26 protein-coding genes and 1 pseudogene are annotated in these 26,273 nt (G+C 68.7%); 18 read left to right on the top strand and 9 right to left on the bottom strand.

Annotated features, from left to right (window positions below):
• Positions 1–44: 44 nt before the first annotated feature.
• The 12 genes from ON29_RS14310 to nuoN are packed head-to-tail and all read left to right on the top strand — an operon-like array spanning position 45 to position 15,484.
• Positions 45–599, top strand: coding sequence for a NuoB/complex I 20 kDa subunit family protein (locus ON29_RS14310; protein ID WP_040866749.1), 555 nt, complete (start codon positions 45–47; stop codon positions 597–599).
• The gene (locus tag ON29_RS14305; protein WP_174371822.1) at positions 596–1,372 is read left to right on the top strand and encodes an NADH-quinone oxidoreductase subunit C; all 777 of its coding nucleotides are present in this window, start codon (positions 596–598) and stop codon (positions 1,370–1,372) included. The genes ON29_RS14310 and ON29_RS14305 overlap by 4 nt, the downstream gene beginning before the upstream one ends.
• A complete protein-coding gene (nuoD, locus tag ON29_RS14300) occupies positions 1,372–2,706 on the top strand; it encodes an NADH dehydrogenase (quinone) subunit D (protein WP_040866748.1) in 1,335 nt (444 codons plus the stop codon). Before ON29_RS14305 ends, nuoD begins: the two co-directional genes overlap by 1 nt.
• A complete protein-coding gene (gene nuoE, locus ON29_RS14295) occupies positions 2,703–3,473 on the top strand; it encodes an NADH-quinone oxidoreductase subunit NuoE (RefSeq protein WP_083863490.1) in 771 nt (256 codons plus the stop codon). Before nuoD ends, nuoE begins: the two co-directional genes overlap by 4 nt.
• Positions 3,470–4,792 (top strand): NADH-quinone oxidoreductase subunit NuoF, encoded by a 1,323-nt coding sequence (gene nuoF / locus ON29_RS14290; protein WP_040866747.1) that lies wholly within the window; start codon positions 3,470–3,472, stop codon positions 4,790–4,792. Before nuoE ends, nuoF begins: the two co-directional genes overlap by 4 nt.
• A complete protein-coding gene (locus tag ON29_RS14285; RefSeq protein ID WP_083863489.1) occupies positions 4,789–7,326 on the top strand; it encodes an NADH-quinone oxidoreductase subunit G in 2,538 nt (845 codons plus the stop codon). Before nuoF ends, ON29_RS14285 begins: the two co-directional genes overlap by 4 nt.
• Complete coding sequence (gene nuoH / locus ON29_RS14280) at positions 7,319–9,229, top strand: NADH-quinone oxidoreductase subunit NuoH (protein ID WP_083863487.1); 1,911 nt, start codon at positions 7,319–7,321, stop codon at positions 9,227–9,229. The genes ON29_RS14285 and nuoH overlap by 8 nt, the downstream gene beginning before the upstream one ends.
• Positions 9,226–10,056: an NADH-quinone oxidoreductase subunit J gene (locus ON29_RS14275; protein ID WP_040866746.1), complete on the top strand. Its 831-nt coding sequence runs from the start codon at positions 9,226–9,228 to the stop codon at positions 10,054–10,056. The genes nuoH and ON29_RS14275 overlap by 4 nt, the downstream gene beginning before the upstream one ends.
• Positions 10,053–10,352, top strand: a complete 300-nt coding sequence (nuoK, locus tag ON29_RS14270) for an NADH-quinone oxidoreductase subunit NuoK (RefSeq protein ID WP_040866745.1) — start codon at positions 10,053–10,055, stop codon at positions 10,350–10,352. Before ON29_RS14275 ends, nuoK begins: the two co-directional genes overlap by 4 nt.
• A gap of 1 nt (position 10,353) precedes the next feature.
• The gene (nuoL, locus tag ON29_RS14265) at positions 10,354–12,240 is read left to right on the top strand and encodes an NADH-quinone oxidoreductase subunit L (RefSeq protein ID WP_040866744.1); all 1,887 of its coding nucleotides are present in this window, start codon (positions 10,354–10,356) and stop codon (positions 12,238–12,240) included.
• A complete protein-coding gene (locus tag ON29_RS14260) occupies positions 12,237–13,862 on the top strand; it encodes an NADH-quinone oxidoreductase subunit M (protein WP_083863514.1) in 1,626 nt (541 codons plus the stop codon). The genes nuoL and ON29_RS14260 overlap by 4 nt, the downstream gene beginning before the upstream one ends.
• Positions 13,859–15,484, top strand: coding sequence for an NADH-quinone oxidoreductase subunit NuoN (gene nuoN, locus ON29_RS14255; RefSeq protein ID WP_040866742.1), 1,626 nt, complete (start codon positions 13,859–13,861; stop codon positions 15,482–15,484). Before ON29_RS14260 ends, nuoN begins: the two co-directional genes overlap by 4 nt.
• Before the next feature lie 71 nt (positions 15,485–15,555).
• Here nuoN and ON29_RS14250 read toward each other — a convergent pair whose 3' ends face one another.
• Genes ON29_RS14250 through ON29_RS14240 form a run of 3 tightly spaced genes read right to left on the bottom strand, consistent with a single transcriptional unit; the run spans position 15,556 to position 17,221 of the window.
• Positions 15,556–16,383 carry a helix-turn-helix domain-containing protein gene (locus tag ON29_RS14250; RefSeq protein WP_245548953.1) on the bottom strand — a complete coding sequence of 276 codons (828 nt, stop codon included), beginning with the start codon at positions 16,381–16,383 and terminating at the stop codon, positions 15,556–15,558.
• A gap of 5 nt (positions 16,384–16,388) precedes the next feature.
• The gene (locus tag ON29_RS14245) at positions 16,389–16,937 is read right to left on the bottom strand and encodes a DUF6879 family protein (protein WP_040866740.1); all 549 of its coding nucleotides are present in this window, start codon (positions 16,935–16,937) and stop codon (positions 16,389–16,391) included.
• Positions 16,937–17,221 (bottom strand): hypothetical protein, encoded by a 285-nt coding sequence (locus tag ON29_RS14240; protein WP_040866739.1) that lies wholly within the window; start codon positions 17,219–17,221, stop codon positions 16,937–16,939. The genes ON29_RS14245 and ON29_RS14240 overlap by 1 nt, the downstream gene beginning before the upstream one ends.
• Positions 17,222–17,423: 202 nt before the next feature.
• Here ON29_RS14240 and ON29_RS14235 point away from each other — a divergent pair, with 202 nt between their 5' ends.
• From ON29_RS14235 to ON29_RS14225, 3 genes and pseudogenes are all read left to right on the top strand, one after another.
• The gene (locus tag ON29_RS14235; RefSeq protein WP_062968982.1) at positions 17,424–17,666 is read left to right on the top strand and encodes a GntR family transcriptional regulator; all 243 of its coding nucleotides are present in this window, start codon (positions 17,424–17,426) and stop codon (positions 17,664–17,666) included.
• 92 nt (positions 17,667–17,758) lie between these two features.
• Positions 17,759–18,316 carry a hypothetical protein gene (locus ON29_RS14230; protein WP_157172776.1) on the top strand — a complete coding sequence of 186 codons (558 nt, stop codon included), beginning with the start codon at positions 17,759–17,761 and terminating at the stop codon, positions 18,314–18,316.
• A 23-nt stretch (positions 18,317–18,339) separates the two neighbouring features.
• Positions 18,340–18,568: pseudogene (locus tag ON29_RS14225) on the top strand (sensor histidine kinase); the annotation flags it as partial.
• 76 nt (positions 18,569–18,644) lie between these two features.
• Here the strand turns inward: ON29_RS14225 and ON29_RS14220 are convergent.
• The gene (locus ON29_RS14220) at positions 18,645–19,286 is read right to left on the bottom strand and encodes a DUF6069 family protein (protein ID WP_040866735.1); all 642 of its coding nucleotides are present in this window, start codon (positions 19,284–19,286) and stop codon (positions 18,645–18,647) included.
• 341 nt (positions 19,287–19,627) lie between these two features.
• Between ON29_RS14220 and ON29_RS14215 the strand changes: the two genes are divergently transcribed.
• Complete coding sequence (locus ON29_RS14215) at positions 19,628–20,140, top strand: Dps family protein (protein ID WP_040866734.1); 513 nt, start codon at positions 19,628–19,630, stop codon at positions 20,138–20,140.
• Between the two features lie 42 nt (positions 20,141–20,182).
• Here the strand turns inward: ON29_RS14215 and ON29_RS14210 are convergent, their stop codons facing one another.
• Both ON29_RS14210 and ON29_RS14205 read right to left on the bottom strand, forming a co-directional pair.
• The gene (locus ON29_RS14210) at positions 20,183–21,001 is read right to left on the bottom strand and encodes a mycofactocin-coupled SDR family oxidoreductase (protein WP_040866733.1); all 819 of its coding nucleotides are present in this window, start codon (positions 20,999–21,001) and stop codon (positions 20,183–20,185) included.
• 11 nt (positions 21,002–21,012) lie between these two features.
• Positions 21,013–21,672 carry a TetR/AcrR family transcriptional regulator gene (locus ON29_RS14205; RefSeq protein WP_040866732.1) on the bottom strand — a complete coding sequence of 220 codons (660 nt, stop codon included), beginning with the start codon at positions 21,670–21,672 and terminating at the stop codon, positions 21,013–21,015.
• A 389-nt stretch (positions 21,673–22,061) separates the two neighbouring features.
• Here ON29_RS14205 and ON29_RS14200 point away from each other — a divergent pair, with 389 nt between their 5' ends.
• Positions 22,062–22,370, top strand: coding sequence for a hypothetical protein (locus ON29_RS14200; RefSeq protein WP_157172775.1), 309 nt, complete (start codon positions 22,062–22,064; stop codon positions 22,368–22,370).
• 302 nt (positions 22,371–22,672) lie between these two features.
• Here the strand turns inward: ON29_RS14200 and ON29_RS14195 are convergent, their stop codons facing one another.
• Complete coding sequence (locus ON29_RS14195; protein ID WP_040866730.1) at positions 22,673–23,296, bottom strand: TetR/AcrR family transcriptional regulator; 624 nt, start codon at positions 23,294–23,296, stop codon at positions 22,673–22,675.
• A 76-nt stretch (positions 23,297–23,372) separates the two neighbouring features.
• Between ON29_RS14195 and ON29_RS14190 the strand changes: the two genes are divergently transcribed.
• Positions 23,373–24,248, top strand: a complete 876-nt coding sequence (locus ON29_RS14190; RefSeq protein ID WP_040866882.1) for a sterol desaturase family protein — start codon at positions 23,373–23,375, stop codon at positions 24,246–24,248.
• A gap of 138 nt (positions 24,249–24,386) precedes the next feature.
• Here ON29_RS14190 and ON29_RS14185 read toward each other — a convergent pair whose 3' ends face one another.
• On the bottom strand, positions 24,387–25,412 hold the full coding sequence (locus ON29_RS14185) for a MerR family transcriptional regulator (protein ID WP_040866729.1): 1,026 nt from the start codon (positions 25,410–25,412) through the stop codon (positions 24,387–24,389).
• Complete coding sequence (locus ON29_RS14180) at positions 25,406–26,092, bottom strand: HEAT repeat domain-containing protein (RefSeq protein WP_373283877.1); 687 nt, start codon at positions 26,090–26,092, stop codon at positions 25,406–25,408. The genes ON29_RS14185 and ON29_RS14180 overlap by 7 nt, the downstream gene beginning before the upstream one ends.
• Between the last annotated feature and the right edge of the window lie 181 nt (positions 26,093–26,273).

Genomic DNA, 26,273 nt, shown 5'->3' with positions numbered 1-26,273 from the left:
GCAACCGAATTCGTAGCAGACGAGTGGAAGCGAGTCAGTAGAACATGGGTCTCGAGGAAAAACTGCCCAGCGGCTTCCTGCTGAGCACGGTCGAGGATTTCGCCGGATACCTGCGCAAGGGCTCCCTATGGCCGGCCACCTTCGGGCTGGCCTGCTGCGCCATCGAAATGATGGCCACCGGCGGGGGCCGCTTCGATATCGCACGCTTCGGCATGGAGGCATTCCGTGCCTCGCCGCGGCAGGCGGATCTGATGATCGTCGCGGGCCGGGTGAGCCAGAAGATGGCCCCGGTCCTGCGCCAGGTCTACGACCAGATGACCGAACCGAAATGGGTGCTGGCGATGGGCGTCTGCGCCTCGTCGGGCGGGATGTTCAACAACTACGCCATCGTGCAGGGTGTCGATCATGTGGTGCCGGTCGACATCTACCTGCCCGGCTGCCCGCCCCGGCCGGAGATGCTGCTGAACGCGATCCTCGCACTGCACGCCAAGATTCAGCAGATGCCGCTCGGCGTCAACCGCGAAGAGGCCATCCGCGCCGCCGAACAGGCCGCGCTCGCCTCGACGCCGACCATCCGGATGGAGGGTCTGCTGCGATGACCTTCGACACCCCCGACGACACCGACATCCCGCCCGCGCACGACGCGATCGACGCCGCGGCCACAGCGGGCCCCGAAGGCACCCTGCCGGAGGAGGATTCCGCGCAGAGCGGAGCCGACGTGATCGGGGTGCGCCGCGGCATGTTCGGCGTCACCGGCACCGGTGACACCTCCGGTTACGGCGGCCTGGTCCGCCCGGTCACTCTGCCCGGCAGCACGCCCGCCCCCTACGGCGGGTACTTCGACCAAGTGGTCGACGCGCTGCGCGCCGCCTTAACCGCCGCAGGCACTCCCCCGGACGCGGCGCTGGAGAAGGTGATCGTCTTCCGCGGCGAGCTCACCCTGCACGTGCACCGGGAGCAGCTGCTGCCGGTGGCGCGCGCGCTGCGCGACGATCCCGCCCTGCGTTTCGAACTCTGCCTCGGCGTCAACGGGGTGCACTACCCGGAGGATTCCGGCCGTGAACTGCACGCCGTCTATCACCTCATGTCGATCACGCACAACCGCCGCGTGCGCGTGGAGGTCTCCGCACCGGACGCGGACCCGCATATTCCCTCGCTCTACGAGGTGTACCCGACCACCGACTGGCACGAGCGCGAGACCTACGACTTCTTCGGCATCCTGTTCGACGGGCACCCCTCGCTGACCCGGATCACCATGCCGGACGACTGGCGCGGGCACCCCCAGCGCAAGGACTACCCGCTCGGCGGGATCCCGGTCGAATACAAGGGCGCGCGCATCCCGCCGCCCGACGAGCGGAGGGCTTACAGCTGATGAACGACACCGACACCGCGCCCGGCGTCGCCGCGGGCGTCGCACCCGAGCCCGTCACGGTCACCGTGGCCGGGCAGGACTGGGACCAGGTGGCCGACACTCTGACAGGCGCGGGCGAGGAACGCATCGTCGTCAACATGGGCCCGCAGCACCCGTCCACGCACGGTGTGCTGCGCCTGATCCTGGAGATCGAAGGCGAAACGGTCACCGAGGCCCGCTGCGGGATCGGCTACCTGCACACCGGGATCGAGAAGAATCTCGAATTCCGCAACTGGACCCAGGGCGTCACCTTCGTCACCCGCATGGACTACCTGTCGCCGTTCTACAACGAGACGGCCTACTGCCTGGGCGTGGAGAAACTGCTCGACATCACCGAGCAGATCCCGGAGCGCGCCACGATCGTCCGCGTGCTGCTGATGGAACTCAACCGCATCTCCTCGCATCTGGTCGCCCTGGCCACCGGCGGCATGGAACTCGGCGCGCTGACGCCGATGCTGTTCGGCTTCCGCGAACGCGAGCTGATCCTCGACGTGTTCGAGACGATCACCGGACTGCGCATGAACCACGCGTACATCCGCCCCGGCGGCCTGGCCCAGGACCTGCCCGACAACGGGGTCACCAAGGTACGCGAACTGCTCGCACTGCTGCCCAAACGGCTGCGCGACATGGAACACCTGCTCACCGCCAACCCGATCTGGAAGGCGCGCACCCAGAACATCGGCTATCTCGACCTGCAGGGGTGCATGGCCCTCGGCATCACCGGCCCGGTGCTGCGCGCCACCGGCCTGCCGCACGACCTCCGCAAAGCGCAGCCCTACTGCGGCTACGAGAACTACGAATTCGACGTCCCCACCACCAGCGGGTGCGACTGCTACGGCCGCTACGTCATCCGGGTGGAGGAGATGAAGGAGTCGCTGAAGATCGTCGAGCAGTGCCTGGACCGGCTGCGGCCCGGCCCGGTCATGATCGATGACAAGAAGATCGCCTGGCCTGCCGACCTCCAGGTCGGCGCGGACGGCCTCGGCAACTCGCCGCGGCACATCGGCAAGATCATGGGCACCTCCATGGAGGGGCTGATCCACCACTTCAAGCTGGTCACCGAAGGCATCCGCGTCCCCGCGGGCCAGGTGTACACGGCGGTGGAGTCGCCGCGCGGCGAGCTGGGCGTGCACATGGTCAGCGACGGCGGCACCCGCCCCTACCGGGTGCACTATCGCGACCCCTCGTTCACCAATCTGCAAGCGGTCGCGGCGATGTGCGAGGGCGGCATGGTCGCCGACGTCATCGCCTCGGTCGCCAGTATCGACCCGGTCATGGGCGGAGTGGACCGATGAACCCGACATCGCACAGCGAATCCACCGACGGCGGTGGCCGCGTGCCGGATGGGACGCGAGTCCTGCTGAAGCTCGGCACCCGGCCCGAGCCCTATCAGCCCTTCGTGCGGGAGCGACTCGAGACCGACGCCAAGGAGATCATCGCGCGCTATCCGCATCCGCGCTCGGCGCTGCTGCCCCTGCTGCACCTGGTGCAGTCCGAGGAGGGCTACGTCACCGGAACCGGGATCGAGTTCTGTGCCGAGCAGTTGGGCCTGACCGGCGCCGAAGTCACCGCGGTGGCCACCTTCTACTCGATGTTCCGGCGCACCCCCACCGGCGACTACCACGTCGGAGTGTGCACCAACACGCTCTGCGCGGTGATGGGCGGCGATGCCATCCTCGCCACGCTCGAGCACCATCTCGGTATCGGGCACGGCGAGACCACGGCGGACGGATCGATCACGCTCGAGCACGTCGAGTGCAACGCGGCCTGCGATTTCGCGCCGGTGGTGATGGTCAACTGGGAGTTCTTCGACAACCAGACCCCCGAATCCGCGCGCGCCCTGGTGGACGCGCTGCGCGCCGGACAGCAGGTCACCCCCACCAGGGGCGCGCCGCTGTGCACGTTCAAGCAGACCGCGCGCATCCTGGCCGGGTTCCCGGACGAGCGCCCCGGCGTGCTCGACGGCGCCGCGGGCTCGGCCACGCTCGCCGGTCTGCGGATCGCCCGCGAACAGGGCATGCAAGCCCCTGCGCCGCAAGAGGATCCGGAGGGCCCGCGATGACGCTCACGCCGGTATTGACCACCCACTGGGACGATCCGCGGTCCTGGACGATGGACGCCTACCTGCGCCACGACGGCTACCAGGCGCTGCGCACCGCCCTGCGGATGGAACCGGACCAGATCATCCAGACCGTCAAGGACGCGGGCCTGCGTGGCCGCGGCGGCGCGGGCTTCCCCACCGGCATGAAGTGGAGCTTCATCCCGCAGGGCCCCGGGCCCGACGGCGTCACCAAACCGCACTACCTGGTGGTGAACGCCGACGAGTCGGAACCCGGCACCTGCAAAGACATTCCGCTCATGCTCGCCTCGCCGCACACGCTGATCGAGGGCGTCGTCATCGCCGCCTACGCCATCCGCGCGGCGCACGCGTTCATCTACGTGCGCGGCGAGGTGGTGCCGGTTCTGCGACGGTTGCAGGCCGCGGTGGCCCAGGCCTACGAGGCGGGCTTCCTCGGGCACGACATCCTCGGCTCCGGCTACGACCTCGAGCTGATCGTGCACGCCGGCGCGGGCGCCTACATCTGCGGCGAGGAGACCGCGCTGCTGGACTCGCTGGAAGGCCGCCGCGGCCAGCCTCGCCTGCGCCCGCCGTTTCCCGCCGTCGCCGGTCTCTACGCCTGCCCGACCGTGGTCAACAACGTCGAATCCATCGCCAGCGTGCCGCCCATCATCCGCAACGGCATCGCGTGGTTCCGCTCGATGGGCAGCGAGAGGTCACCCGGATTCACCCTCTACTCGCTTTCCGGGCACGTGGCCCGGCCGGGGCAGTACGAGGCGCCGCTGGGCGTCACGCTGCGCGAACTGCTCGGCTACGCGGGCGGCGTGCGCGCCGGGCACCGGGTGAAGTTCTGGACCCCGGGCGGTTCGTCCACGCCGCTGTTCACCGAGGAACACCTCGACGTGCCGCTGGACTACGAAGGCGTCGCGGGCGCGGGATCCATGCTCGGCACCAAGGCCCTGCAGATCTTCGACGACACCACCTGCGTGGTGCGCGCCGTGCTGCGCTGGACGGAGTTCTACGCGCACGAATCCTGCGGCAAGTGCACCCCGTGCCGGGAGGGCACCTACTGGCTGGTGCAGCTGCTGCAACGGATCGAAGCGGGCGCGGGCGTCACCGCCGACCTGGACAAGCTGCTCGACATCAGCGACACCATCAACGGCAAGTCGTTCTGCGCCCTCGGCGACGGCGCGGCCAGCCCGATCATCTCCTCGCTGAAGTACTTCCGCGAGGAGTACGCCGAACACCTGCGGCTCGGCGGATGCCCATTCGACCCGGCGCGCTCCACCGCGTGGGCCGAGTCAGGAGAAGAGGTCCGATGAAACCGGTATCGCGCAGCGATTCGATCAGGGGTGGCGGTCGGGCGACGAGTGGGCCTGCCACGGTGGGTGACCGCACCGGCGGTCCCGCGCCCGCCGATCTGGTGACCGTGACCATCGACGACACCGCCGTCAGCGTGCCGCCCGGCACGCTGCTGATCCGGGCCGCCGAACTGATCGGCATCCAGATCCCCCGCTTCTGCGACCATCCGCTGCTGGACCCGGTCGGCGCCTGCCGTCAATGCCTGGTCGAGGTCGAGGGACAGCGCAAACCGGTCGCCTCCTGCACCATGGCCGTCACCGACGGCATGGTGGTGCGCACCCAGCTCACCTCTCCCGCGGCCGACAAGGCGCAGGAGGGCGTGATGGAGCTGCTGCTGATCAACCATCCGCTCGATTGCCCGGTATGCGACAAGGGCGGTGAGTGCCCGCTGCAGAACCAGGCGATGTCCACCGGCCGCGCCGAATCCCGGTTCGACGGACGCAAACGCACCTATCCGAAACCGATTCCGCTGTCGACAGCCGTGCTGCTGGACCGCGAACGCTGCGTGCTGTGTGCCCGCTGCACCCGTTTCTCCCAGCAGATCGCCGGGGATCCGTTCATCGAGCTGATGGACCGCGGTGCGCTGCAACAGGTCGGGACCGCGCAGGCCGAACCCCTGGACTCCTACTTCTCCGGCAACACCGTGCAGATCTGCCCGGTGGGCGCGCTCACCGGCACCGCCTACCGATTCCGCGCGCGTCCGTTCGACCTGGTGTCCAGCCCGAACGTCTGCGAGCACTGCGCCTCCGGTTGCGCGCAGCGCACCGACCACCGGCGCGGCAAGGTGCTGCGCCGGCTGGCCGGGGACGACCCGCAGGTCAACGAGGAGTGGAACTGCGACAAAGGCCGCTGGGCGTTCGCCTACGCCACCGAACCCGATCGGCTCACCACCCCGCTGGTGCGCGGCTGGGACGGCGAACTCGCACCGGCCTCCTGGTCGGAGGCGCTGGCCGCGGCCGCCGAGGGACTGGCCGCGTCGTTCGGCAACGCCGGCGTGCTCGTCGGCGGCCGGGTCACCGAAGAGGACGCCTACGCCTACGGCAAGTTCGCGCGAGTCGCCCTCGGCACCAACGACATCGACTTCCGTTCCCGCGCGCATTCGGCGGAAGAGGCCGACTTCCTCGCCGCCCGCGTCGCGGGCCGGTCCGCCACGGTGACCTACGACAGCATGGAGGCCGCACCGGTCGTCCTGCTCGTCGGATTCGAACCCGAAGAAGAGTCGCCGATCGTCTACCTCCGATTGCGCAAGGCCGCGCGCAAGCGCCGCCTGCCGATCTACTCGCTGGCGCCGTACTCCTCGCGCGGGCTCGAGCGCATGTCCGGACGGCTGATGCGCGCCGTGCCCGGCGCCGAACCGCATCTGCTCGACGCCATCCGAGCCGGCGAGATCACCACGCCCGGAGCGGATCCCGCCCAGCTCGCCGATCTGGCCCGGCTGCTGCGCGAACCCGGTGCGGTGATCATGGTCGGTGAGCGGATGGCGGGGGTCGTGGGCGCATTGTCGGCCGCCGTGCGCCTCGCCGACGAAACCGGAGCCGCCCTCGCCTGGGTGCCGCGCCGGGCGGGCGAACGCGGTGCAGTCGAAGCGGGCACCCTGCCCGGCCTGCTCCCCGGCGGCAGGCCGGTGGCCGATCCCCGTGCCCGCCAACAGGTTCGAGCCGTCTGGAACGTGCCGGAACTGCCTGTCGGCGCGGGTCGCGACACGACGGCCATCCTGGAGGCCGCGTCCGGCCTCGGCGCACTGGTCATCGGTGGGGTCGACGTCGCCGACCTGCCCGACCCGGCCGCCGCGCTGGCCGCGATCGACGCGGCCAGGTTCGTGGTGAGCCTGGAACTGCGCCGCAGCCCGGTCACCGAACGCGCCGACGTGGTGTTCCCGGTGGCCGCGGCCATGGAGAAATCCGGCACCTTCCGCACCTGGGAGGGCAGGCCGCGCCCGTTCGCCGCCGCGCTCGGCGAGGACATGGTGCGCCGCCGGTCCGCGCCGCTGTCGGATCAACGGGTGCTGCACGCCATCGCCGAGGAGATGTCGGTGCGGCTGGGCCTGCCCGACGTCGAGTCCGCCCGCGCCGAACTCGACGAACTCGGCGCGTGGGACGGCGCGCCCGTCACGGCGCCCACCCACCAGCCGCATCCGCTGCCGCGGCCCGAGCCCGGCACCGCGGTGCTCGCCAGTTGGCGCATGCTGCTGGACGCGGGACGCATGCAGGACGGCGAACCGAACCTGGCGGGCATCGCCCGGCCGCCGATGGTGCGCCTGTCGGCCGTCACCGCCGCCGAACTCGGCGTACAGCCCGACGATCCGGTCACCGTCGCCACCAGCCGCGGGGAGGTCACGCTCCCCCTGATGATCAGCGACCTGCCCGACCGCGTGGTGTGGCTGCCGCAGCACTCGCCCGGCTGCTCCATCGCCGAGCAGCTCGCCGTTCAGCCCGGCGCGATCGTGCATCTGCGGCACGCCGACGAGAGGATGAAGGAGCACCGTCATGAGTGAGCTCGCCACGCTCGTCACCGCGTCGGCGGTCACGCACGCCGCTGCCTCCGATCCGTACACCCCCGCTGGCTTCGGACACGACCCGCTGTGGCTGGTGATCGCCAAGGCCGTGGCCATCTTCGTCTATCTGATGTTGATTCCGCTGATCGCGGTGCTCGCGGAGCGCAAGATCGTGGCACGCATGCAGATGCGGATCGGCCCGAACCGGACCGGCCCCTTCGGGTCGCTGCAAAGCATCGCCGATGGCGTGAAGATGGCCCTCAAGGAGGACATCGTCCCGGCGATCGTGGACAAGCCGATCTACATCTTGGCGCCGGTCATCGCGGTGGTGCCGGCGTTCATGGCGTTCGCGGTGATCCCGCTCGGACCCGAGGTGTCGGTCTTCGGCGTCACCACCCCGCTGCAGCTCACCGATCTGCCGGTGGCGGTGCTGTACATCCTCGCGATCACCTCCATCGGCGTCTACGGCATCGTGCTGGCCGGCTGGTCGTCGGGCTCCACCTATCCGCTGCTGGGCGGGTTGCGCTCGACCGCGCAGGTGATCTCCTACGAGATCGCGATGGCGCTGTGCTTCGCGACCGTGTTCCTGCTCGGCGGCACCATGGCCACCTCCGGCATCGTGTCCGCGCAGGAGGGCACCTGGTATGTGTTCCTGCTGCTGCCGTCGTTCCTGATCTACTGCGTCTCGATGGTCGGCGAGACCAACCGGGCGCCGTTCGACCTGCCCGAGGCCGAGGGCGAGCTGGTCGGCGGCTTCCACACCGAGTACTCCTCGCTCAAGTTCGCCATGTTCATGCTGGCCGAATACGTCAACATGGGAACGGTTTCCGCGCTGGCCACCACCCTGTTCCTGGGCGGGTGGCACGCACCGTGGCCGCTGAACATGTGGGACGGCGCGAACTCCGGCTGGTGGCCGGTGCTGTGGTTCACCGCCAAGGTCTGGACATTCCTGTTCGTATTCATCTGGCTGCGCGGCACACTGCCCCGGCTGCGCTACGACCAGTTCATGAATCTCGGCTGGAAACTGCTGATCCCGACCTCGCTGGCCTGGGTCATGGTGGTGGCCACCGCACGGGTGCTGCAGGCCGAGGGCTACCCGGTGCAGACTCCGATCCTGGTGATCGGCGGCTTGGTGGTCACCGGCTTGCTGGTGCTGCAGTTCCTGCGGGCGGGCCGGGCCATGGGAACACCGCCGCAGGTCGAGGAACCCGCGGCCGCGGAAGCCACCGATTCGACGGTATTCCTCGGGTTCCCGGTGCCGCCGCTGCCCGCCGACGCCCACGCGCGCGACGCCACCCGCACCAAGGCCGGTTTGTTCGAGCCGCTGGCCGGGTTCGCGGTCACCGCCGCGACCATGTTCAAGAAGCCGAACACCGAGTTCTATCCGGAGCAGAAGACGCCGACCGCGCCGCGCTACCACGGCAGGCATCAGCTCAACCGGCATCCCGACGGCTTGGAGAAGTGCATCGGCTGCGAGCTGTGCGCGTGGGCCTGCCCCGCCGACGCGATCTACGTCGAAGGCGCCGACAACACCGAGACCGAGCGGTTCTCGCCCGGTGAACGGTACGGGCGGGTCTATCAGATCAACTACCTGCGCTGCATCGGCTGCGGATTGTGCATCGAGGCCTGCCCCACCCGGGCGCTCACGATGACCAACGACTACGAGATGACCGACGACAACCGGGCCGACCTGATCTACGAGAAGGATCGGTTGCTGGCGCCGCTGGAGCCCGGGATGACCGCGCCACCGCACGCCATGCACCCCGGCGCCGACGAAGCGGACTACTACCTCGGCCGGGTACCCGGCGACGCACCGGCCACCAACGGTGCCACGGCGGTCCCCCACCCGGGCGAGGCGCCGCGGCAACCCGCCGCCGCGGCCGCGGAAGGAGCGACACGGTGACCGACTTGATCCTGGCGGCGGAGCCGTTGACCCGCGCCTCCACCGGCGAGACCGTCCACTTCTGGATCCTCGCCCCGGTGGCGGTGCTCGGCGCGCTCGGCATGGTGTTCGCCCCCAGAGCGGTGCACTCCGCGCTGTGCCTGGCGGCCACGATGATCGCGCTGGCCGCGTTCTACATCGCCCAGGACGCGCTGTTCCTCGGCGTCGTGCAGATCGTGGTCTACACCGGCGCGGTCATGATGCTGTTCCTGTTCGTGCTGATGCTCGTCGGCGTCGACTCCGCCGAATCGCTGCGAGAAACGATCCGCGGACAGCGGCTCGCCGCCGCCGCGGTCGGCGTCGGCTTCGGGTTGCTGCTCAGCGGTGGAATCGCCCACGGCGTGCGCGAATCCGGAATCACCTTTCCCGCCAACGGATTCCCCGGCCGCAACGTGATCGCCGAACTGGCCGAGCTGATCTTCCTGCGCTATGTGTGGGCCTTCGAGCTCACCGGCGCCCTGCTGATCACCGCCACCATCGGCGCCATGGTGCTGGCCCACCGCGAGCAGTTCGGGCCCCGTACCGATCAACGTGAGTTGTCGCGCCGCCGGTTCCGCGAGAAAGGGCACCGCGCGACCCCGCTGCCCACTCCCGGCGTCTACGCCAGGCACAACGCGGTGGACGTCCCCGCGCGGCTGCCCGACGGGTCGTTCGAGGAACTGTCGGTCAGCACCATCCTGCGGCACCGCCGCACCAGGGCGCTCACCGAAGCGGCCGTCATCTCGGTCGGCACCACGCCCGCATCGGACGGGACCGACAACCCCAGCGACGAGGAAGGCAACCGGTGAATCCCGAGAACTACCTGTTCCTGTCCGCCCTGCTGTTCACGATCGGCGCGGCCGGAGTGCTGCTGCGGCGCAACGCCATCGTCGTGTTCATGTGCATCGAACTCATGCTCAACGCGGTGAACCTCGCGTTCGTCACCTTCGCCCGGATGCACGCCGACCTGGACGGTCAGGTGTTCGCGTTCTTCACGATGGTGGTCGCCGCGGCCGAGGTCGTCGTCGGCCTGGCCATCATCATGACCATCTTCCGCACCCGCCGCTCGACCTCGGTCGACGACGCCAACCTGCTGAAGTTCTGACGTGGACACCGCAACGCTGTGGCTGCTGCCCGCCCTCCCGCTGGCGGGCGCGATCGTCCTGCTGCTGACCGGACGCTACGCCGACAAGTGGGGTCATCTGCTCGGCACCGTCATGGCGCTGGCCTCGTTCGGGGTCGCGGTGTTCGCGTTCGCCGACATGCTCGGGCGCGACACCGCCGACCGCGCGGTGCGCGAGGACCTGTTCAGCTGGGTCCCGGTGACCGGCCTCCAGGTCGATTTCGCGCTGCAGCTGGACCAGCTGTCGATGTGCTTCGCGCTGCTGATCACCGGCGTCGGTTCGCTGATCCACGTCTACTCGATCGGCTACATGAGCCACGATCCGGCACGGCGGCGGTTCTTCGCCTACTTGAACCTGTTCCTCGCGGCCATGCTGCTGCTGGTCCTGGCGAACAACTACCTCGTGCTCTACCTCGGCTGGGAGGGCGTCGGCCTGGCCTCCTACCTGCTCATCGGGTTCTGGCACGAAAAGCCTTCGGCGGCAACGGCCGCCAAGAAGGCGTTCGTCGTCAACCGGGTCGGTGACATGGGCTTGGCGATCGCGATGATGGTGATGTTCGCGACCTTCGGGTCGGTCGACTTCGGCGTCGTGTTCGGCGCCGCGCCCAGTGCGAGCGAGGGCACGCTCACCGCGATCGGCCTGTTGCTGCTGCTGGCCGCGTGCGGCAAGTCCGCCCAGGTGCCGCTGCAGTCCTGGCTCGGCGACGCGATGGAGGGCCCCACCCCGGTGTCGGCGCTCATCCACGCGGCCACCATGGTCACCGCGGGCGTCTACCTGATCACGCGCTCCAACGCGATCTTCGATCTCGCACCGAACGCGCGCCTCGGCGTGGTGCTGGTCGGCGCGGTCACCCTGCTGTTCGGCGCGATCATCGGCTGCGCCAAGGACGACATCAAGAAGGCGCTCGCCGCCTCCACGATGAGCCAGATCGGCTACATGGTGCTGGCGGCCGGGCTCGGGCCCGCCGGATACGCCTTCGCCATCATGCATCTGCTCACCCACGGGTTCTTCAAAGCCGGGCTGTTCCTCGGCGCCGGTTCGGTGATGCACGCGATGGACGACGAAACCGACATGCGCCGCTACGGCGGACTGCGCACTCTGCTGCCGATCACCTATGTCACCTTCGGCCTCGGCTACCTCGCCATCATCGGGGTGCCGCCGTTCGCCGGGTTCTTCTCCAAGGACCGGATCATCGAGGCGGCGTTCAACCAAGGCGGCCCGGGCGGGATCGCGCTGGGACTGGCGGCGCTGCTCGGCGCGGGGCTCACCGCGTTCTACATGACGCGGGTCATGCTGATGACGTTCTTCGGCGAGCGCCGCTGGAAACCGGACACCCACCCGCACGAATCCCCCGCGGTGATGACCGGTCCGATGATCCTGCTCGCCCTCGGCTCGATCGGAGCCGGTGCGGTGTTCGTCTTCGGCTCCTCGCTGCAGAATTGGCTCGAACCGGTCGTCGGCGCCCACCACGGCACCGAAACCGTTCCGGCGGCGCTGGTCACGATTCTCGCGCTCGGCGTGGTCGCCGTCGGGGTCGCGGTCGCCTACTCGCAGTACGCGCAGCGCGAGGTTCCCGAGACCGCGCCCGAATCCGTCTCCGCGCTGACCGTCGCGGCGCGGCGCGATCTGTACGGCGACACGATCAACGAAGCCGGGTTCATGCGGCCCGGACAGCACCTGACCCGGGCGCTGGTCTTCCTCGACAACCGCGGCATCGACGGCGTCGTCAACGGCACGGCGGCGCTGATCGGCGGGTTGTCCGCGCGGGCCCGGCGAGTGCAGTCCGGATTCGTGCGCTCCTATGCCCTGTCCATGTTCACCGGCGCGGCCCTGGTGGCCGCCGCCCTGCTGGCGGTGAGGTTGTGGTGAACGAGTTTCCCTGGTTGACGACGCTGTGGCTGGTCCCGGTCGTCGGTGCGGCGATCGTGCTCGCGCTGCCCGCCGCGCGGCGCACCCTCGCTCGTGCGGTGGCGCTGGGCTTCTCGGTGCTGGTGCTGGGAATCGGCATCGCGCTCGCCGTGCGCTTCGACACCGCCGGCGCGCAGTACCAGTTCGTCGAATCCCATCGGTGGATCCCGGCGTTCGGCGCGGGGTACACCCTCGGGCTGGACGGCATCGCGCTGGTATTGGTGCTGCTGACCGCGGCGCTGGTGCCATTGCTGATCCTGGCGGGCTGGCACGACGATCGCGAAGTCGGCAGCGGTAGACGGGTGGCCCACACCTACGTCGCGCTCACCCTGCTCGTCGAGGCGATGGTGCTGATCTCCTTCGTCGCCCTGGACATCCTGCTGTTCTACGTGTTCTTCGAGGCGATGCTCATCCCGATGTACTTCCTCATCGGCGGGTTCGGGCCGCGCACCGGGGACGCGCTGCTGCGCAGGCAGCGCTCCCGCGCGGCGGTGAAATTCCTGCTCTACAACCTGTTCGGCGGGCTGATCATGCTGGCCGCGGTCATCGGGCTGTACGTGCTCACCGCCCGGGAAGGCCTGGGTGAGGGTTCGTCGGGCACGTTCGACTTCCGCACGGTGGTCGCCGCCGCCAACGCCGGGCAACTCGGCGCCGGACCCGCGGTGCTCAACGCCCTGTTCCTCGGCTTCATGTTCGCCTTCGCGGTCAAGGCGCCGCTGTGGCCGCTGCACACCTGGCTGCCCGACGCCGCCGTCGCGGCCACGCCGTCCAGCGCGGTGCTGATGATGGCGGTGGTGGACAAGGTGGGCACCTTCGGTATGTTGCGCTACTGCCTGCTGCTGTTCCCCGACGCGTCCGACACCTATGCGCCGCTGGTGATCACGCTCGCGGTGATCGGCATCGTGTACGGCGCGCTGCTCGCCATCGGGCAGACCGACGTGATGCGGCTGATCGCCTACACCTCGATTTCCCACTTCGGCTTCATCATCCTGGGTGTCTTCGCCATGACCAGCCAAGGCCAGACCGGCGCCACGCTGTACATGGTCAACCACGGCATCTCCACCGCCGCGCTGTTCCTGGTGGCCGGATTCCTGGTCTCGCGGCGGGGGACCCGGCTCATCGCCGAGTACGGCGGGGTGCAGAAGGTGGCCCCGGTGCTGGCAGGGACGTTCTTCATCGCCGGTCTGGCGACGCTGTCGCTCCCCGGGCTCGCCCCGTTCGTCAGCGAATTCCTGGTGCTGATCGGGACATTCACCCGCTACGGGTTCGCCGCCGTGATCGCCGCCAGTGCGCTGGTACTCGCGGCCCTCTATGTGCTGTGGCTCTACCAGCGGATGATGACCGGACCGGTGAAGGAGGGCAACGAGCGGATCTATGATCTGGCGCCGCGCGAAGTCGTCGTGGTGGTCCCGCTGATCGCCGCGCTGCTGTTCCTCGGCATCTATCCGAAAGTCCTCACCGACTTCATCAATCCCGCGGTGAGCCAGACCCTCACCACCATCGGCCGCAACGATCCCGCGCCCTCGACGCCCCCACCGCCCGAAGCGGGCTCGGCCCACCATCCCGGAGGTGCCCACAAATGAACGACCTCGCCTCCGCTACGACACTCGCCGCGAGCGTCCCCGCGCCGAGCATCGAATACGGCGCCTTGTCTCCCATGCTCATCGTGTTCGGCGCCGCCGTGCTCGGCGTACTGGCCGAAGCGTTCGTCGCCCGCGGCTACCGCTATACCGTTCACCTGGTGCTGAGCGTGGCGGCCTTGGCCGCCGCACTGATCGCCGTGGTGGCGTTGGCGGGCACCGAATCCACCGCCGTCGCCGGTGCGGTCGCGATCGACGGTGTGACGCTGTTCCTGCAGGGCACGATCCTGGTCGTGTCGATCCTCGCCATCCTGCTCATCGCCGAGCGCGGCGCCGAGCCTCGTCAGCAGGCGCGGTCCGGGCCGGGAACCTGGAGCCGGGCCGCCGCCACCCGCGAGCGCGGTGTGGACGCGTTCACGCCACAGGCTTCGGCGGTGCCCGGCAGCGCGGCCGAAACGGCGGCGCTGCGCGCGGGTGTGGCGACCACCGAGGTGTTCCCCTTGACGCTGCTCGCCGTCGGCGGGCTGATGCTGTTCCCGGCATCCAACGATCTGCTGACCATGTTCGTCGCGCTCGAAGTGCTCTCGCTGCCGTTGTATCTGCTGTGCGGACTGGCCCGGCGCAAGCGGTTGCTGTCGCAGGAGGCGTCGCTGAAGTACTTCCTGCTCGGCGCGTTCTCCTCGGCGTTCTTCCTCTACGGTGTCGCGCTGTTGTACGGCCAGGCGGGCACGGTGCGGCTCGGCGGCATCGCGGACGCCATCGCCCAGCATCCGGACAATGCGACGCTGGCGGTGCTCGGAGTCGCGATGCTCGCCGTCGGTCTGCTGTTCAAGATCGGCGCGGTGCCGTTCCAGTCCTGGGTGCCCGACGTGTACCAGGGCGCTCCCACCGCGATCACCGGTTTCATGGCGGCGGCCACCAAGATCGCGGCGGTCGGCGCGCTGGTGCGGGTGCTGCAGGTCGCGGTGCCCGGCCTGCGCGACGACTGGCGGCCGATCGTCGCGGCTGTCGCGATCGCCACCATGGCCGTGGGCGCGATCATGGCGATCACGCAGACCGACGTCAAGCGAATGCTCGCGTATTCCTCGGTGGCACATGCCGGTTTCCTGCTCACCGGCCCGGTGGCGGCGAACGACCGCGGTGTCGCGGCGGTGCTGTTCTACCTGGCGGCCTACGGTATCGGCACGCTCGGCGCGTTCGCCGTGGTCAGCCTGGTTCGCGAACCGGACGGCGACGAAGCCACCGGCCTGCCCCGGTGGGCGGGGCTCGGCCGCCGCTCCCCGTGGCTGGCCACGGTTTTCGCGCTGTTCCTGCTTTCCTTCGCCGGTTTGCCGCTCACCAGCGGTTTCGTCAGCAAGTTCGCCGTGTTCGAGGCCGCCGCGTCGGGCGGCGCGGCAGCGCTGGTCGTCATCGGCGTGATCTGCAGTGCCATCGCGGCGTTCTTCTATCTGCGGGTCATCGTGCTGATGTTCTTCACCGACCCGCCCGCCGACGCTCCGGTGCTGGTCACCCCGCCGATGACGACGACGATCGTGGCGATCACCGCGGCGGTCACGTTCGCGCTCGGTGTGTTCCCGCAGCCGCTGCTCGACCTCGCCGATCAGGCGGCGACATTCGTCCGCTGACGAGCCTCGGCCACTGCGATGCCGTCGCTGGGCGACAGCGGCGGCATTGCCGTTTCCGCGCTTCGGTGCGCTCAGGGGCCGCGCCTGCGTTCCAGGGCCTTCGCGATCAAGGCCCTGGCGCGATCGCCGTACTCGGCTTGGTCGGCGAGGATCGCGAAGGTTCGCTCGTGCAGGGCGATCTCCGACGGCCGGGTGATGGTCAGTTCGGCCGAGACCGTCTCGGTGAGCACCTGCGCCCGGTCGTAGATGACGAAGTTCGTCGCGGGGGCGCGGTAGTCCGCACAGATCGGGATGATGCCCAGCCGGACCCTCGGATTGGCCATCACCGCGAGCAGGTGGGTGAGTTGCTCGGTCATGGTGGCGGCGTCGCCGACCGTGCGCCACAGCGCGGCCTGGTTGACCACGAAGTGGAACCGGTGTTTGGCCCGGAAGAGCACTTGCTTGCGGGCCATGCGCGCGGCCACCGCGTCCTCCAGGTCGTCGCGTCCGCCGGTGACGGCGATGCAGGCGGTCAGGATCGCCCGCGCGTAGCCCTCGGTTTGCAGCAGTCCCGGCAACGTGTCCGGCGCGTACCAGCGGATCTGCGTGGTCTGCGCCTCCAGGTCGATCGACTGTCGTTGCCTGCGAGCGTGTCCGGAGGCGACGGTGCGCTGCCACTCCAGGTACATCGACTGCAGATTGCGCGCATTGGCCACCAGATCGTCGAGCACCGCTGTATTGCCGCACGCCTCGCACCACGCGGCGAGGTCCGCCTCCGAAGGCGTCTGCTTGCCGCCCTCGATCCGGGAGACCTTGCTCGAATGCCAGCCGCACCTCGCGGCCAGTTCCAAGCCGGTGAGGTGGGCGGCGCGACGTAGTTCACGCAGGCGCGCGCCCAGCACCTCGCGTGCGTCCGACACACCGTTCACTCGCCTACGTGCTCACTCTCGCAATATCGTTGATGGTCGATGCCCTTGGGCCACAGCCGCTCCCGCACCCGTGAGTAGCGGGCCACCAGCGCCGGGTCGGTAGTGATCGACAACCCCGTGAACGCCCCGTCCTCGGCGAAGGTGTTGAAGGCGACCGTGTTCGTGTCGAAAAGCCAGTAATCGTCGTAGGGCAGATCGGCGGGATCGACCAGATGTCGCGGTAGCCAGCGCACCGCCTCGCCGGTGGCGATGTTGTCGTCGGTCGCCGACAACAGCCACCGGGTGTAGTCCGTGTGCGGCACCGTCACGACACGTAGTCGTTCGAGCGCGACCCCGCGACCGGCTGACTCGACCATCAGGCCATCCCAGGCTTTCCACGACTCGGGCTGTTCCTCTCGCTCGTACGCTACTCCGGCATCGAAGCGGCGCAACGCCTCCTGCTCGTCGTCCATCAGGTACTGATCCCGAACCTCCAGATGGAACGCGCGGAACCGAGCCGCCCGGAACAGCGGCTCGTAGCAGCGGTCGCCGACGACGTGCAGCATCAGCGCACCACCACGGCGGTTTCGTGACATTCGAGAGTCAGCTGGGCGAGCAACTCGGGATCGGTGACCGGTTCCCCGGCCACCAGCACCGACCCACAGGTTCCGCTCGCCTCCACCCGTAGCCACATTCCCGGCTCCAGCCAGTCCAGCAGCTGGTGCGGCACCAGGACCGTCCCGGTGCGGTCGGTGGCATCGCCCTGCACCACGAGCACGCCGGTGTCGCTCGCGTACACGGCGGGACAAGCTCCATGATCGGATCCGGATCCGAGAAGTCGCAGGTTCATAGCTGATCCTTTGCGAGAGCTGGCGGACGATGTCGTGCAATCGTCCCTACCGGAGGCTCTGCGGGTCAACGCACTTCGCAAAGTCGCGCAAAGTCGTGGCGGCGGTACCGCTATGGCTTCTACCGTCGATTCGGCAACTCGGGGCCACGGCGCCGGCGTCGATCCCGGGCTGCCTTTCTCCCCCTAGGGAAAGGGCTCCGACATGATTAGACGACCCAGGACTGCCGCCGATTTCGCGGTGCTGGGTGTGCTGGCGCCAGGCGGATTGCTCACCGTCGAGCAACTGGCTCAGCAGGCGCGACTGACCGCATGGTCGGTACGCAGCGCATTGCTGCGGCTGCAGTCGCGCGGTTTGATCATGGACTGCCGCCACCGCGGTCGCTGGACCATCACGCAGCGCGGGCGAGGCGAATGGGCCGCGAAGGGACGCCGATTCACCTTGTGAGCCGAGGCGAGACGGCTTCGCTCGGATCGCCGATGAGGTGCGGGTGGCCGGATCGACGTCGCGTATGACCAGTAGGCGTTTAGCACTCCGGTATGGGCCGTCGGAGGTGGCTGAGGGCCGCACTGTGTCTGGTCGTGCTGAGCGCCGGTGGATGTATCGGGGCGGTCGACCGCGGCGACTTCGAACAGGATTTGCGGGCGCGGGGCGGCGGACTGGTGAACGGGCTGACGGAAGCGGCGATCACCGCGGTGCGAGAGCGTCTGGGAATCGTTGATTTCCACGCGAATGTCATCCTGCTGACCGCGCCGGATTCCACCCGGTTCCGCCTGGTGTCGGTCGATCAGCCGAACCAGGTGACTCGATTCCTTTCCGCTCGGCCGGATCTCACCGCACGGCAAGCGGCCGTTCGACTGCGGGCGCGCGATCCGGACGGATCCCGCCGACTCGACGACTACTCGTTCACCCTCGGTGCGCTCAGTGCGCCGCAACCCGTGCGGGTTTCGGCCTTCGACGACATCGACGGTGAGAACTTCGCGATCGGCGAGGTGCCGGGACTCGGGCGGATCGAGGACATCGTCGATACGGCTCTGGCTCGCAGCGAACTCGCCGACGGCCAGGTCACCGTGATCGTCGTCAGCCGCTTCGGCTGAACTTCCACGGCGACGGAGGAGCCGTGTTACGGGTGACCGACGACGGCCCCGGGCATACCGGAAGCATTGCAGCCCAAGGTTTTTCACCGTTTCGCGCGCGGCGACCCCTCGCGCTCTCGGCGGGCGGGCAGCACCGGCCTCGGTCTGGCGATCGCCGCGGCCGTCGTCAAGGCGCACGGCGGTGACATCTCGGTGGCCAGCGAACCCGGCCACACCGAATTCACCGTGCGCCTGCCCGGCACCGCGAACTGATCGGCCCGTCAACCGCATCGATGCCTGTTGGGAACGGCGGAACGTCGTGGTTGCGCCTACGCTGCCGGTTCGTTCGTCACGGATACACGATGCTCTTCGCGCCCACCATGCGCACCAGGCTGAAGATGGGCAGCCCGATCACCAAATGCTCGATCCCCGTCGAGATACCCACCCACAGGTCGCTGGACAGGGCCAGTGGAATGATCACCGCCGCGGCGGTGAGGATTCCCACGATCCAGCTGAAGAACAGTTCCGGTGACGGAGTGCCCAGGCGAAGCAGATACCAGAGCACCCCGCCGAGCAGCGCGCAGATGAAGGCCACCACCGCGAACCAGTACGCGTCCTGGGCCATCGGGTTCCACACCCCGAAATTGCCGCTCTCGCTCACCCTGGTGGCGATGATTTCGATGATCCAGGCGCACAGCCAGGCCGCCAGCGCGGTCACCACCGCCGCCGCGATCACACCGCCGGTGAACATGCCGATGTTGACCTCCGGCCCCTGCGGCGGCCGGGATCGCTGCTGGTCCGGAGGTTCGGACTGCTGGTACGCGTTGTAGTCGGGCTCCCGGCCGTACCCGGCCCCCTGGCCGTATCCGGGATCCCGGCCCTGCCCAGGGCTTTGGCTGTACCCGTGATCTTGGCCGTACCCGGGATCACGGTAATTTCCCGGCTGGTAACCGGCTTCGTAACGTGCGGTGTGCTGGTCGCGCGGATCCATGGGATTCAACCGCCGATCACCTCCGTCGAAAGCGTGTGTGTGCGTCGAGTGTAGGGCCGCGCCGGACACGCCGCTGCCCCCTGTCCAACTCCGCTCGGCCCGTGAGACGGCCACGGAAGTCAGCCGCGCTCGGACGAAACCCACCGCCTCTTAACGGGCTTACACCTGCTCGAGTGCGGCGCGACCGAGCCTGCCGTTGTCGTTGATCGGCGGACGGCGGTTGACCAGCGAAAACCGCTACGTCGATCCGTAGCGCAGTGACCCACCCGACAGTACATTCTGGAATGATTCCAATAAAGCGGCGGTTGGTCCTACCGAAGGATTCCGAAAGGAGTACAACCATGACTGCCGCACCTCGGACCGAGCAGCGGACCAATCGCCGCCTCGCCGACGATGTCCGGAATTTCACCGCTTCCCCCCGGCTGGCCGCAGGCCTACAGCGCGTGCTCGCCGATCTCATCGAACTGCATCGGCAAGGCAAGCAGGCGCACTGGAACGTCGTCGGGACCAACTTCCGCGACCTGCACCTACAGCTCGACGAACTCGTCGACGCGGCCCGCGAGAGCAGCGACACCATCGCCGAGCGGATGCGAGCCCTCGACGCCGTCCCCGACGGGCGTTCCGACACCGTCGCCGCGACGACGAGCCTGCCGCCCTTTCCCGCTCGAGAGGTGAACACCACCGACGTCGTCGATTTGATCACGACGCGGACCTACGCGGCGATCGACACCATCCGCGACGTGCACGACGCCGTGGACGCCGAGGACCCCAGCACCAGCGATCTGCTGCATCAGGTCATCGCCTCGCTGGAGAAGCTGGCGTGGATGATCAAGTCGGAGAACCGGGGCAGCTGACCGCCGCCCCGCCGCGCGCTGCTCGCTCGCGGCGGGTCCGCCTCAGAAGTGCGCGGCGCCGCCGTCGATGGACAGCGGCACCGCGGTGATGTACTTCGATTCGTCGCCGACCAGGAACAGCACCGTGTCGGCGATCTCCTCGGCGGTCGCGGCCCAGCGCGGCAGGAACGGGGTGCCCATCCCGTTGAGCAGCGGGTTGGTCTCCCCCGCCGCGGCGAGCGCGGACTGCATGTCACCGGAACCCATGGGTGTGTTCACACCGCCGGGATGGATGCTGTTGACCCGGATCTCGTGCTTGCCGAGTTCGGCGGCGAAGGCCCGCGCCATCCCGGTCACCGCGTGCTTGCTGGCGGTGTAGTGCACCATGAACGGCTGCATCTTCACCCCGGCGTAGGAGCTGGTGAGCACGATCGAGCCGCCGCAGCCGCCCGCGATCACGTGCGGGGCGGCGACCATGACCGTGTTCCAGACTCCGATCACGTTGGTGTCGATCGTGTCCCGGAACGCCTGCGGGGTGATTTCGTCCCATGCGGCCGGGATACAGATGCCGGCATTGGCGATCACGATGTCGAGTCTGCCCAGTTCGGCGACCGCGGCGTCGGTGGCCGAGCGCAAGGCGTCGATATCACGCACGTCGGCGATGGTGGCGACAATCCGTCCGCCTGCCTCCTTCACCTGCCGCACAGTCTCGTCCAGGTCGTCGGGGGTGGGCGAGTCGTAGGGCACGCCGGGCAGCGGCCCGGCCAGGTCGATCGCGATGATGTCGGCGCCCTCCTGGGCCAGCCGCACCGCGTGTGCCCGGCCCTGCCCCCGCGCCGCGCCGGTGATCAGCGCGACCTTGCCTGCTACACGTCCTGCCATGACAGATCCTCTCAGATGCGAAGAAACGACGGGTCCGGGGCGAACCCGTCGGAGACGGTGACCGGCGCGGCGAGCATCCCGGCCGCCGCGTCGGTGAGGAAACAGCCCAATGCCGCCCAGTCGGGCTCCCGCTCCCCCGCCGCGACCTCGGCTTCGTAGGCGGCACAGACCTCGAACACCATCCGGGTGAGAATCCAGCCGCGCCCGTCCAGCACTCGCTGGTCGATGGACCGCAACCGTTCCCGGGTCGCCGCCATGATCGCGTCGGTGGCCGCGCGTCCGCCGATCGGCCGCTCCAGTAGCGCCGCCGTCGACGGCGTGGCGCGCACCTGGTTGACGAACCGCGCCCGCCACGACGGTGCGGGCCGGTCGGCCAGGCTGCGGACGGCCGGGACGATCAGGCAGCGCAGTAATTCCACCAGGGTGGGCTCCGGTCCGAGCGCGGCCAGCATGGCGGCCCGCATCGGCTCGGACTGCTCGGTGTAACGCTCCAGCATGGCGCCGATCAATCCGTCCCGATCGCCGAAGTGGTAGGCGACCGCGGAGTGGTTGGCATTGCCCGCGCGCTCCGCGATACGCCGGCTGGAGACCTGGTCGATGCCGTGGCGGCCGTACAGTTCCTCGGCCGCGTCCATCAGAGCCCGCCGGGCCGCGTCGCTGTGGCGTGCCATCTGTCTCCGCTCTTCGTCACCGCGAGATTAAGTCAGGTGGCGTAATTTGTCGAGGGCCACCGACACGACCGGCGCCCGGAGACGGCACCGACTCGACGGGCTACCAAGCTTTCGGGTACGACCCACCCGTATGTGACTGAATATTCGCGAAATATATGAGTAGTAGAACCGTTGGCGCCGCGATGGCGCTGTAAGTGCCCCACTCGTGCCGCATGACAGCTTCGACATTCGGCGACCGACCTTATGCGCTGTTTAGAGCCAGTCTTCTATTCGTCGCCGCGGGCCGATCCCTACCCCTCGGGAGCCGGTAGCTTTGCGATTCCGCAGACAAGACGGCACGGATGCACGGTAGTATGTGAACAACGATTCACGAACAGAGGAGCGCGATGATGCGTACCCCCCTTCGGCTCGCCGCCGCCTCGGCCGCAGCGGCGACTCTCGTCGTCACCGCGGCCGGTGCGACGGCCGAACCGATCAGCTCCGCCCCGGTGACCACCGTCGCGGCCGGAACCGGCTCGTCGGCGGCGGACTCCGGATCGGCGGCGGCGCGCACGGGCTTGTACTACCTCGAGCGCGGCGACATCATCGGAATTCTCGTGCTCATGGTCGCCGCCCCTTTGCAGATATTGACCAGTGGAATCTGCGACCTGGCCACGATGTCCGCGCTTCCGAGTCCGTGCGTCTCAGGGCCCCAGTGAACGGCACCCGGCTCCCGTTCAGAAGGGCGGCCGAGCGTATGAACAGGGTTCGCGGGCAGAGCTTCTGACGCGCGAGGTCTCCGGCGTCGGTTGATCGACCGGCTCCGACTCCGGAGGCCTCGGGACCAGCCCGGCGGCGCAAGCGATATCGATCGGCCGCCGGAACTCCGAGATCGCCGCTGGATGGCTTTCCTCGGTTCGTCCTGCATATCGAGGGGTAGGCGATCGCCTACCCCTCGCCCGGTTGCCGATTCGCGGGTCGCACGGTCGTTCTCAGATCGATGCGACAGACCCGCCTGCGGTCACCCCCGGCTGGAGCCGATGGAGAACACCGTGTCGATGAGCCGGCCGAACCGGCGGGTGAGCCCCTCGGCCGACTCCTCCGGATGTTCCCGAGCCCAAGCCATGATCGCGTCCACCGCGGCTGTCCAGATCCGGGCGAGCGCGTCGATGTCCTTCTCGTCGGTGTCGCCGAGTTCGTGCAGGAATCGGCGCACTCCCGAGGCCGCGTGGTTCGCGATCCGTTCCCGGTAGGCGTGGGCCGATTCTCCCGCGCCCCCGGCATCGGGAGCGGTGGGGTCGTGGATGACGCGCCAGGCGGTGCGGTCCGGGCCGAGAGTCTCGAAGATGCCGCGCAGCGCGTTCGCCGGTACGGCGAAAAACTCCGCCTCGCTGCCCATTTCGAGATCCAGGCGTTCGAGCAGCGGCTCCCCCACGATGGTCAGGCATTCGGCGTACAGCTGCTCCTTCGAGATGAAGTGCTGATACACCAGCGCTTTGGAGATACCCGCGCGCGCCGCGATGGAGACCATCGACACTCCCGCGAATCCGTGCTCGGCGAACTCCCGCAAGGCGGCCGCCAGAATCTCTTGGCGTCGATCGCCGGAGGGCATGCCCTTGGTTCCCAGACCCGCGGCCGTTGACATGGCCTCGAACTTACCTTACGGTCACTTCAACGGAAGTGACCGTAAGGTCATATCAAGGGTGTGGGAGGACCAGGCCATGTCCCTGTGGCAACAGATCAATCAACCGGTGACCTACGCCATCCCGTTCTTCGTCCTGGCCATGGCGCTCGAGATCGCCGCCCTGCGCGGGCACGACGACTTGGCCGGCTACGCGAAGGCCGATGCCCGTTCCAGCCTGATCATGGGGGCGGTATCCGTATTCATCAGTGGCGCGGCGAAATTCGCCGCACTGATCGCCTACGCGGCGCTGTATGTGCGCGCACCGTGGCAGCTCGATCCGCGCGATCCGCTGGCATGGGTCGCGGTCATGGTCGGCGTGGACCTGCTCTGGTATCTCTATCACCGGGTCTCACACCGCGTCCGGCTGGTCTGGGCCGCGCATCAGGTGCACCACAACAGCCGGTACTTCAACTACGCGACAGCGCTGCGGCAGAAGTGGAATCCGTGGTTCGAACTGCTCTTCTGGACGCCGCTGCCCCTGCTGGGCGTACCGCCGTGGATGGTGTTCACGGCCTGGTCGTTCAACCTCGTCTACCAGTTCTGGGTGCACACCGAGACCATCGGGAAACTGCCGCGGTGGTTCGAGTTCGTGTTCAACACTCCCTCCCACCACCGGGTGCACCACGCCAGCGATCCGGAATACCTCGACAAGAACTACGGCGGAATCCTCATCCTCTGGGACCGCGTGTTCGGCAGCTTCCGCGCCGAAACGTTCCGTCCGACCTACGGACTCACCAAGAACATCGAAAGCACCGATATCCTCACACTCCAGTACTACCAATTCGGTGCGCTGTGGCGTGACCTCCGCTCCACACGGCACGTACGCGACTGGCTCGGCTACACCTTCGGACCTCCCGGCTGGGAGCCCGGTGCGGGCGCGACACAGATCGCCACTCGGGCCGGCCTGGATTGAATTTCGCGACCGACCACGGGCTCACCGTCGGTCGCGTACCGGGCGGCGTTGAGGTGTCGAGCCAGACCTCGTCGGCGAAGATCCGCGCGGGCGCCTTGGTGGTCACCGGGCGGCCGTAGGAGTTCCACAGCGCGGATGTCACGCCTCAGGTCCGGTCGTGGTCCGCTTCTCGAGCACTCCGGCGAGGGCCGCGGCGATCATGGCGACCGCCCGATCATCGTCCTGGGCCGTTCGCCGCAGGATGCCCAGCGCGACGGTCCCCGGCATCTCGGCGAGGGCCTGAGTCAGGCGTATCCGCACGGCGGAGTCCGCGGTGGGTGCGGCGAGTTCATCGGCCAGCGCGCTCATGATCCGGTCCGCGCACTCCGGATCCAGTGCCAGTGCGCCGAGCACCTCGGCCGCCTCGACGTCGTTCGCACCCTCGACCACCATGCCGACCAGCGCGGGCACGGCTGCGGTCACGCCACGTGTACCCGATGCCAGAGCCGCGTGCCTGCGCACTGTCGCGTCGGGGTCCCCGAGGGCGTCCGCGAGCAGCGAGGTCGCTTCGTCACCGGACATCTCGGCGATCGCCTGCACCGCGCGCCGCCGGATGTCGACGTTCTCGGAGTACACGCCGGATGCCACGCTCGCCACACCGTCGCTGCCCGCCCGCGCCAAGGCCCACCGCAGGGCGCCGGCGACGTTCGGATCGGATTCGGCGAGCACCGCCTCAGCCAGCAACTCGAGGGGAACCGGCACGTCCTCGGGCGGGGCCAGGACGGTTTGCTGGCGGCGCGCAGCGCTGGGCGAGTGCAGGCCGTGCAGGAGTTCGACGATGCGCAGGACGCCCTGCCAGCCGGTGGGCGCCGAGGCGTCGACGGCACGCAGTCGCTCGAGCAGCTCCTGCTCGCGCCGCAATCGCTCCTCGGTCCGTCGGATGAGGTCGCCGACCAGCGCGGACGGGGTGAAGGCTGGATCCGCCATGGCGGATCCGATCTGCCGCAGCGACAGTCCCAGGGACCGCAGACTTTCCACGTGGAAGATCCGGCGGATGTCCTCGGCGGAGTACTCGCGGTAGCCCCCCACGGTGCGGCCGGTCGGCCGCACCAGTCCGAGGGAGTCGTAGTGCCTGAGCATCCGGGTACTCACTCCGGAACGGCGCGCCACCTCGCCGATCAGCACGCTGTTCCCTCGACCCGTTCCGGGCCGAGCGAGACGATCCGTTTCGCCTCGTCGACGGCCGGGTCGAAACCGGCATCCGGGTCGTCCAGGAGCTGCTGGGTGGCGCGGGCATGCGCACGCACCGCCGGGTCCGCACTCGCCCGTGCGGTCCGCAGGGCGGGCTCGATCACGTCTCCGAGCGCGACGAGTGCCCGGCTGAGGCTCCGTTGCACATTCCGGTCACCGCGACCGAGTTGTGCGGCCAGTTCCGCGACCAGACCTTCCTCTTCCCCGGCGGGCACGAGGACGACGGCGGCACGCCACGCACTTCGCGCGACCTCGTCGTCGGCGTCGTGCAGCAACGACCGGGTGATCGCGGGCCACGAATCCCGGTCCCCGATCTTCGACAGCGTATGCAACGCCTGGCTTCGGGCCTGGGAGCGCTCGGACCGCAGCTCCGCGTGGAGTCTGGGCACCGTGATCTCCGCTGGGAAGCGCGTCAACGCCCAGGTGAGCATGTCGCGCACGAAGAAGTCGGGCTCGATCGCGCACCGTGCCACGAGCGCGTCGACGAAGCCGTTGTCGGGGTGCGTGCCGACCGCCAGCGCCGCCCGGAGCCGCGTCGACGAGTCTCCGGCGGACAATGCTTCGAGCAGCCGCGGGTCGTGTGAGTTCCTGTGTGCCGAATTGATGGGGACCACCTCCTGCACCCAGTGAAGACCATGTCACAGTGTCAAGGTCAAGCGCGGGACGATCAGCAGCTCAGCGGGAACCGGTCGAGCCGACGCGAACCCCGGCCGCGGGAGAGGCACCACGCCTCCGCCAGGGGTCGAGGCCGCGCCGCTCGGCAGCGCGCTTGCGGCTCGCGCCCAGAGACAACCT

The sequence above is a fragment of the Nocardia exalbida NBRC 100660 genome (assembly GCF_000308575.1).
GTDB classification, from domain to species: domain Bacteria; phylum Actinomycetota; class Actinomycetes; order Mycobacteriales; family Mycobacteriaceae; genus Nocardia; species Nocardia exalbida.
Note: the sequence above shows the minus strand (reverse complement) of the source record. Positions and strands in the feature narration are given on the sequence as shown.

Bases quoted from the DNA above. Each gene is read 5' to 3' on its own strand.
- ON29_RS14310 (WP_040866749.1), top strand. From the start codon at position 45: ATGGGTCTCGAGGAAAAACTGCCCAGCGGCTTCCTGCTGAGCACGGTC.
- ON29_RS14305 (WP_174371822.1), top strand. From the start codon at position 596: ATGACCTTCGACACCCCCGACGACACCGACATCCCGCCCGCGCACGAC.
- nuoD (WP_040866748.1), top strand. From the start codon at position 1,372: ATGAACGACACCGACACCGCGCCCGGCGTCGCCGCGGGCGTCGCACCC.
- nuoE (WP_083863490.1), top strand. From the start codon at position 2,703: ATGAACCCGACATCGCACAGCGAATCCACCGACGGCGGTGGCCGCGTG.
- nuoF (WP_040866747.1), top strand. From the start codon at position 3,470: ATGACGCTCACGCCGGTATTGACCACCCACTGGGACGATCCGCGGTCC.
- ON29_RS14285 (WP_083863489.1), top strand. From the start codon at position 4,789: ATGAAACCGGTATCGCGCAGCGATTCGATCAGGGGTGGCGGTCGGGCG.
- nuoH (WP_083863487.1), top strand. From the start codon at position 7,319: ATGAGTGAGCTCGCCACGCTCGTCACCGCGTCGGCGGTCACGCACGCC.
- nuoN (WP_040866742.1), top strand. From the start codon at position 13,859: ATGAACGACCTCGCCTCCGCTACGACACTCGCCGCGAGCGTCCCCGCG.
- ON29_RS14245 (WP_040866740.1), bottom strand. From the start codon at position 16,937: ATGCTGCACGTCGTCGGCGACCGCTGCTACGAGCCGCTGTTCCGGGCG.
- ON29_RS14240 (WP_040866739.1), bottom strand. From the start codon at position 17,221: ATGAACCTGCGACTTCTCGGATCCGGATCCGATCATGGAGCTTGTCCC.
- ON29_RS14235 (WP_062968982.1), top strand. From the start codon at position 17,424: ATGATTAGACGACCCAGGACTGCCGCCGATTTCGCGGTGCTGGGTGTG.
- ON29_RS14230 (WP_157172776.1), top strand. From the start codon at position 17,759: ATGGGCCGTCGGAGGTGGCTGAGGGCCGCACTGTGTCTGGTCGTGCTG.
- ON29_RS14220 (WP_040866735.1), bottom strand. From the start codon at position 19,286: ATGGATCCGCGCGACCAGCACACCGCACGTTACGAAGCCGGTTACCAG.
- ON29_RS14215 (WP_040866734.1), top strand. From the start codon at position 19,628: ATGACTGCCGCACCTCGGACCGAGCAGCGGACCAATCGCCGCCTCGCC.
- ON29_RS14210 (WP_040866733.1), bottom strand. From the start codon at position 21,001: ATGGCAGGACGTGTAGCAGGCAAGGTCGCGCTGATCACCGGCGCGGCG.
- ON29_RS14205 (WP_040866732.1), bottom strand. From the start codon at position 21,672: ATGGCACGCCACAGCGACGCGGCCCGGCGGGCTCTGATGGACGCGGCC.
- ON29_RS14200 (WP_157172775.1), top strand. From the start codon at position 22,062: ATGCGTACCCCCCTTCGGCTCGCCGCCGCCTCGGCCGCAGCGGCGACT.
- ON29_RS14195 (WP_040866730.1), bottom strand. From the start codon at position 23,296: ATGTCAACGGCCGCGGGTCTGGGAACCAAGGGCATGCCCTCCGGCGAT.
- ON29_RS14190 (WP_040866882.1), top strand. From the start codon at position 23,373: ATGTCCCTGTGGCAACAGATCAATCAACCGGTGACCTACGCCATCCCG.